Below are 5,470 nucleotides of genomic sequence, written 5' to 3' on the forward strand. Positions count from 1 at the left end.
CGGTCCGGGGGTTTTCTGCGTTCTGGGGTAATACCTGGCCGCAATTGTTCGAGGGGTGCTCCATGCTGGAGAACCCCTCGAACTACAGGCGGCCCGCCGTCTTCAACGCGAGGTACGCGTCCGCCAGTGCCGGCGCCAGTTCGTCCGGTGTTTCGTCGACGACCGTGACGCCATGGCGGCGGAGTTGTTCCGCCGTGCGGTGGCGTTCGTTCTGGGCCTGGGCGGCCGCCGCGGCCTCGTAGACCGCGTCGGTGTTTCCGCGTGCCGTCGCCATGCGTGCGATGTACGGGTCCGCCACCGAGGCCACGAGAACCGTGTGGCGTTGGGTGAGTTGGGAGAGGACGGGGAGCAAACCCTCCTCCACGGGCGCCGCGTCGAGGCTGGTGAGCAGGACGATCAGGGAGCGGCGCGGAGCCGTACGGAGAGCTGTGGCTGTCAGGCCACGGGCGTCCAGCTCGACCAGCTCGGGTTCGAGTGTCGCCATGGCGTTCACCAGCGAGGGCAGGAGGTCCCGGACTGTGCGGCCCTGAACGACGGCTCGTGCTCGGCGGTCGTATGCCAGCAGGTCCACGCGGTCGCCTGCGCGGGAGGCCAGGGCTGCCAGGAGCAGGGCCGCGTCCATGGAGGCGTCGAGGCGGGGGGCGTCGCCGACGCGGCCTGCCGCGGTGCGGCCGGTGTCGAGGACGAGAAGGATGTGGCGGTCGCGCTCCGGGCGCCATGTGCGGACGGCGACGGCGGACTGGCGGGCTGTGGCTCGCCAGTCGATGGAGCGGGTGTCGTCGCCGGGGACGTATTCGCGGAGGCTGTCGAACTCCGTTCCTTCGCCGCGGATGAGCACGCTGGTGCGGCCGTCCAGCTCCCGTAGGCGGGCCAGCTTGGACGGAAGGTGCTTGCGGCTCGTGAAAGGCGGCAGGACGCGGACCGTCCAGGGCACTTTGTGGGAGCCCTGGCGGGCGAACAGGCCCAGGGGGCCGTAGGAACGGATCGTCACGCGGTCGGCCTGCCGGTCGCCTCGGCGGGTCGGGTGCAGGCGAGTGGTGATGCGGCGGCGTTCGCCCGCGGGGACCGTCACACGGTGACGGGATGCCTCGACTTCCGTGCCGGGCTGCCAGCTGCTCGGCGGCCAGGCGTCGCGCAGGCGCGCCCGGAGCGGGCGGCCGGACGGGTTGGTGACCGTGAGGGTGACGTCGGCGGTCTCGCCCAGGCGCACGTTGGTGTCGCCGGAGCGGGTCAGCCCGAGTCGTCGTACCGGCGCCGCCAGGGCGAAGTCGCACGCGCAGGCCACTGCCAGGGGGGCGTTCACGGCGAGGATGCCGGTCCAGCTCGGGTCCCAGATGCCCACGGGGAGGGAGCCGAGTGCCGCGAGGAGTGCGGCGCGTCCGGTGAGCGCCATCAGCGGGGGACGGGGACGTGGGCGAGGATCGCGTTGATGACGGAGTCGGCCGTCACGCCCTCCATCTCGGCCTCCGGGCGGAGTTGCACGCGGTGGCGCAGCGTCGGGAGGGCGAGTGCCTTGACGTCGTCGGGGATGACGTAGTCGCGGCCCGTCAGCCACGCCCACGCGCGTGAGGTGGCCAGCAGGGCGGTGGCGCCGCGCGGGGACACGCCCAGGGTGAGGGACGGGGATTCGCGTGTGGCGCGGCAGATGTCGACGACGTAGCCGGTGATCTCGGGCGAGATGGTGGTCTTGGCGACGGCCGCCCGGGCCGCTTCCAGGTCGGCGGGGCCGGCGACGGGGCGTACGCCGGCGGCGCGCAGGTCGCGCGGGTTGAAGCCCTCGGCGTGGCGGGTGAGGACGTCGATCTCGTCCTGGCGGGAGGGGAGCGGGATCGTCAGCTTGAGGAGGAAACGGTCCAGCTGGGCTTCGGGGAGCGGGTAGGTGCCCTCGTACTCGACCGGGTTCTGGGTTGCGGCGACCAGGAACGGGTCCGGGAGCGGGCGGGGGGTGCCGTCGACCGTGACCTGGCGTTCTTCCATGGCCTCCAGGAGGGAGGACTGGGTCTTCGGCGGGGTGCGGTTGATCTCGTCGGCGAGGAGGAGGTTGGTGAAGACCGGGCCGGGCTGGAAGGAGAACTGGGCGGTGCGGGTGTCGTAGACGAGGGAGCCCGTCACGTCGCTCGGCATGAGGTCGGGGGTGAACTGGACGCGCTTGGTGTCGAGTTCGAGTGCGGATGCGAGGGCCCGCACGAGCAACGTTTTGGCGACCCCGGGGACTCCTTCAAGGAGTACGTGTCCGCGGCAGAGGAGGGCGACGACGAGGCCGGTCACGGCGGGGTCCTGGCCGACCACGGCTTTGGCGATCTCGGCGCGCAGGGCCTCCAGGGAGGCTCGGGCCTTGCCCGGGTCCCCGGTGATCCCGGCGTTGTCAGTGGTCGGGTCCATCATGGACGGCGTACCTCTCTTTCGAGGGCGTCGAGTTGGTCGGCGAGGGCGATGAGGGCCGCGTCGTCGCTGGGCGGCGGGCCGAAGAGGAGGGAGTGCAGGGACTGTCCGTCGCCGCGGAGGTGGGCGGACAGGGCGGGGAGCAGGGTCTCGGGCGTGTGCGCCTGGGAGACGGGGACGCCTACGAGCGGGGCGAGGCGGGTGCGCGTGGTGGAGCGAAGAGCGGTGGCGGCGCGGTCGCGGGCGTTGGCCTTGCGGTAGAGGCGGGCGCGGCCTTCGACGGTTTCGGAGGCGCGGATCGCCACCGGCAGATTTTCGGGCACGAGGGGGCCGAGCCGGCGTGTCCGCCACAGGGCGGCGAGGGCTGCCGCGATGAAGAGCTGCAGGGTGCCCCAGAGCCAGCCGGAGGGGAGCAGGTCCAGGAAGCTCTTCTCGCCGCCGTCGGTGGCCGAGGAGTCGGAGAGCGAGGGGAGGTACCAGACCAGATGGGGGCGGGAGCCGAGGAGTTGGAGGGCGAGCGAGGCGTTGCCCTGCTTGTCGAGCCGGTCGTTCAGGAGGATGTCGGGCGCGCCGAGGACGATGGTGTCGCCGTTCCCGGAGGTCTGGGGGATGCGCAGGAGGGTGGCCAGGCGCTCGCTGCGGTAGCACTTGGCGGCGTCGAGGTGGGTGGTGGTGTAGCGGATGCCGCCGGTGTCGGCGTTGCCGGCGCGCTGGGCGGCGGGGAGCCCGCAGTCGGGGGCGAGGGTGGAGGCGAAGCTCGTGGCGGGGTCCGCCGTCACCCCGGGGACGAGTTTCTCGACGGAGGAGCTGCCGGGTGCGATCAGGACGGTGCGGCCGCCGGAGTCGGCGATCGCGGCGTGCAGCGCGCTCTGCTGACGTGGGGTCAACCGGTCCGGGACGGCGACCAGCAGCGTGGTGTTCGGGGAGGCCGCGGCGCGCGCCCCGGCCAGTGTGGTGACCACGCGCGTGGTGACGCCGTGGTCGGCGAGGATCTCGGCGATCGCGCGGCTGCCGTAGGGATCGACGGAGCGAGGGTCGAGCTCGCCGTGCCGGACGTCGGAGCGGACCACGGCGATGGCGACGGCCGCGGCCAGGACGAGGATCACCGCGAGGGCGATGCCTCGCGCGCGGGTCCAGACCTGGCGGGCGGTGGGCGAGACCGAGGTGGAGGGGAGCGTGGTGGCCTCGGCGGTCATCCGTCCTCTCCCTGGCGGGTGTGGGGCGCCGTGCCGGGGGTGCTGCTCGCCAGCTGGGGCTTGGCGCGTTCGAGGTCGCGGTCGAGTTCGGCGATGCGGTGGTACGCCATCTCGCTCGCCCTGCGGCCGCCGTACGTGACGTCGTCGAAGTCCCGGGCCGCCTCGCGCAGTCGGTCCGTGTGGGACGGCAGGGCGCGGCCCGCTTCGGCGGCGGCCTCGTCGGCGGTGCGGCCGGGGCGGACGTCGAGGAGGGCGCGTTCCTCGAGGGAGCGGACGATGGCCCGCATGCGTTCCTGGACGGCCTGGTTCCAGTGGCCCTGGGCGGCGTGCGCCTCGGCGGCCGCGCGGTGCTCGGCGGCGCTGCGGGGCCGGTCGTCGAACAGGGCGGCGGAGGAGGTGGGTCGGCGGCCCGGGGTGCCCAGGCGCCACCACAGCGCGCCCAGGACCAGCAGGACGGCCACGACGATGACCACCAGGCCCAGCACGCCCCCGGGCGTCGCGGCGGCGGCCGAGCCGAAGAGCTTGTCGATCCACTCCCAGAAGGCGTTGAGGGCGCGCTGGAACAGGCTGGGGTCGTTCTCGTGGTACATGCCCTTGGACAGCTCGCGCCGGGCCGCTTCCCGCGCGGGGTCGCGCGGGATCGTCACCGGTGGCTCGTCGCCGGAGCCCATCGACGCCAGCCGGGATGTGTCGCCGGCGCGCAGCAGGGCTCGTACGGCCGATCCGGCGGCGCGGGGCAGTGCCGGCGCCATGGTGAGAACTCCCCCCGTCGGACTCACCGCATCAGCTCCCCGAGCCGGTGCCGGCGCCGTACCCCTGGACGCCGGCGGCGCGGGCCAGGTCGAGGTCGAGGGCCTCGCGGCGGATGCGCTGGTCGATGTAGAGCAGCACGGTGACGCCGGCCGTGATCGGGAACGTGATCATGGAGCCGATCACCGAGCCGATCCCGCTGATGATCAGGAACGTCCAGCCGACGTGGCCCCCGCTCTGGAGGAAGCCGACGATGCCGTCGCCGCCGAGCGCCGCGCCGATGAAGGTGAAGGGGATGACCACGATCGAGGCGACGATGTTCGCGATGACCGTGGCGAGCAGCTGGATGCCGAAGATCCGCCACCAGGAGCCGCGGACCAGCTTCACGGAGCGGCTCATCGACTTGACGATGCTCTGCTTCTCCAGCATCAGCGCGGGGGAGGCCAGCGAGAAGCGGATCATCAGCCACAGGGCGACGACGCCCGCGCCGAGACCGCCGAGGACGGCCAGCGCGGCGCCCGCGGCGCCCGCGCCGGAGACGGCCACGAGGATGCCGGGAAGCGTGCCGCCGAAGATGATGCCGAACGTGATGAGGATCAGCAGGAAGATCAGGCCGAACAGCTTGAGCACCTGAGGCCGGGCGTCACGCCAGGCCTCGCCGATGGCGACGGGCTTGCCGAGCACGGCCCTGCTGGTCACCGTCGTCAGCAGCGCGGTCGCCGTGATCGTGCCGATCAGCGAGATCAGGAAGATGACGGCGCTGTTCACCATGGTGTCGCCCATGGCGCGGGTGACCTCGCTGAGGCTGGCGCTCGGGTCGCTCAGGGTGTCCGCGGTGGCGTTGTCGTCGAGGGCGAAACCGCGCAGCAGGACTACGGCGACCTGGGTGACGACCGCGACGGTGAGCGAGATGCCGAGGACCGTGCGCCAGTAGGTGCGCATGGTGGAGACCGCGCCGTCGAGGATCTCGCCGACGCCGAGCGGGCGGAGCGGGATCACGCCGGGCTTGGCCGCGGGGGGAGGGCCGCCCCAGGCGCCGCCCCAACCGCCGCTCCAGCCGCCGGGGGGACCGTAGCCGCCGTACCCTCCCTGGCCGCCGGGACCGCCGCTGCCGCCGGGGGGCCGGCCGCCCCAGCCCGGGC

Annotated in this window: 5 protein-coding genes; all 5 read right to left on the reverse strand. The window is 73.1% G+C overall.

What is annotated here, in order from left to right; all coding sequences use genetic code 11:
- Positions 1 to 82 precede the first annotated feature (82 nt).
- Positions 83 to 1,393, reverse strand: a complete 1,311-nt coding sequence (locus M8J74_RS43545) for a DUF58 domain-containing protein (protein WP_249841687.1) — start codon at positions 1,391 to 1,393, stop codon at positions 83 to 85.
- Entirely contained in the window at positions 1,393 to 2,382 is a 990-nt protein-coding gene (locus M8J74_RS43550; RefSeq protein WP_107416143.1) for an AAA family ATPase, read from the reverse strand. Before M8J74_RS43550 ends, M8J74_RS43545 begins: the two co-directional genes overlap by 1 nt.
- Positions 2,382 to 3,578 (reverse strand): DUF4350 domain-containing protein, encoded by a 1,197-nt coding sequence (locus tag M8J74_RS43555; protein WP_249841688.1) that lies wholly within the window; start codon positions 3,576 to 3,578, stop codon positions 2,382 to 2,384. Before M8J74_RS43555 ends, M8J74_RS43550 begins: the two co-directional genes overlap by 1 nt.
- A complete protein-coding gene (locus M8J74_RS43560) occupies positions 3,575 to 4,330 on the reverse strand; it encodes a DUF4129 domain-containing protein (protein ID WP_249841689.1) in 756 nt (251 codons plus the stop codon). The genes M8J74_RS43555 and M8J74_RS43560 overlap by 4 nt, the downstream gene beginning before the upstream one ends.
- Before the next feature lie 31 nt (positions 4,331 to 4,361).
- A partial coding sequence (locus M8J74_RS43565; protein ID WP_249841690.1) for a DUF7847 domain-containing protein occupies positions 4,362 to 5,470 on the reverse strand: 1,109 nt, incomplete at its 5' end.

This window comes from Streptomyces panaciradicis (assembly GCF_023516615.1).
In the GTDB taxonomy this organism is placed as follows: domain Bacteria; phylum Actinomycetota; class Actinomycetes; order Streptomycetales; family Streptomycetaceae; genus Streptomyces; species Streptomyces panaciradicis.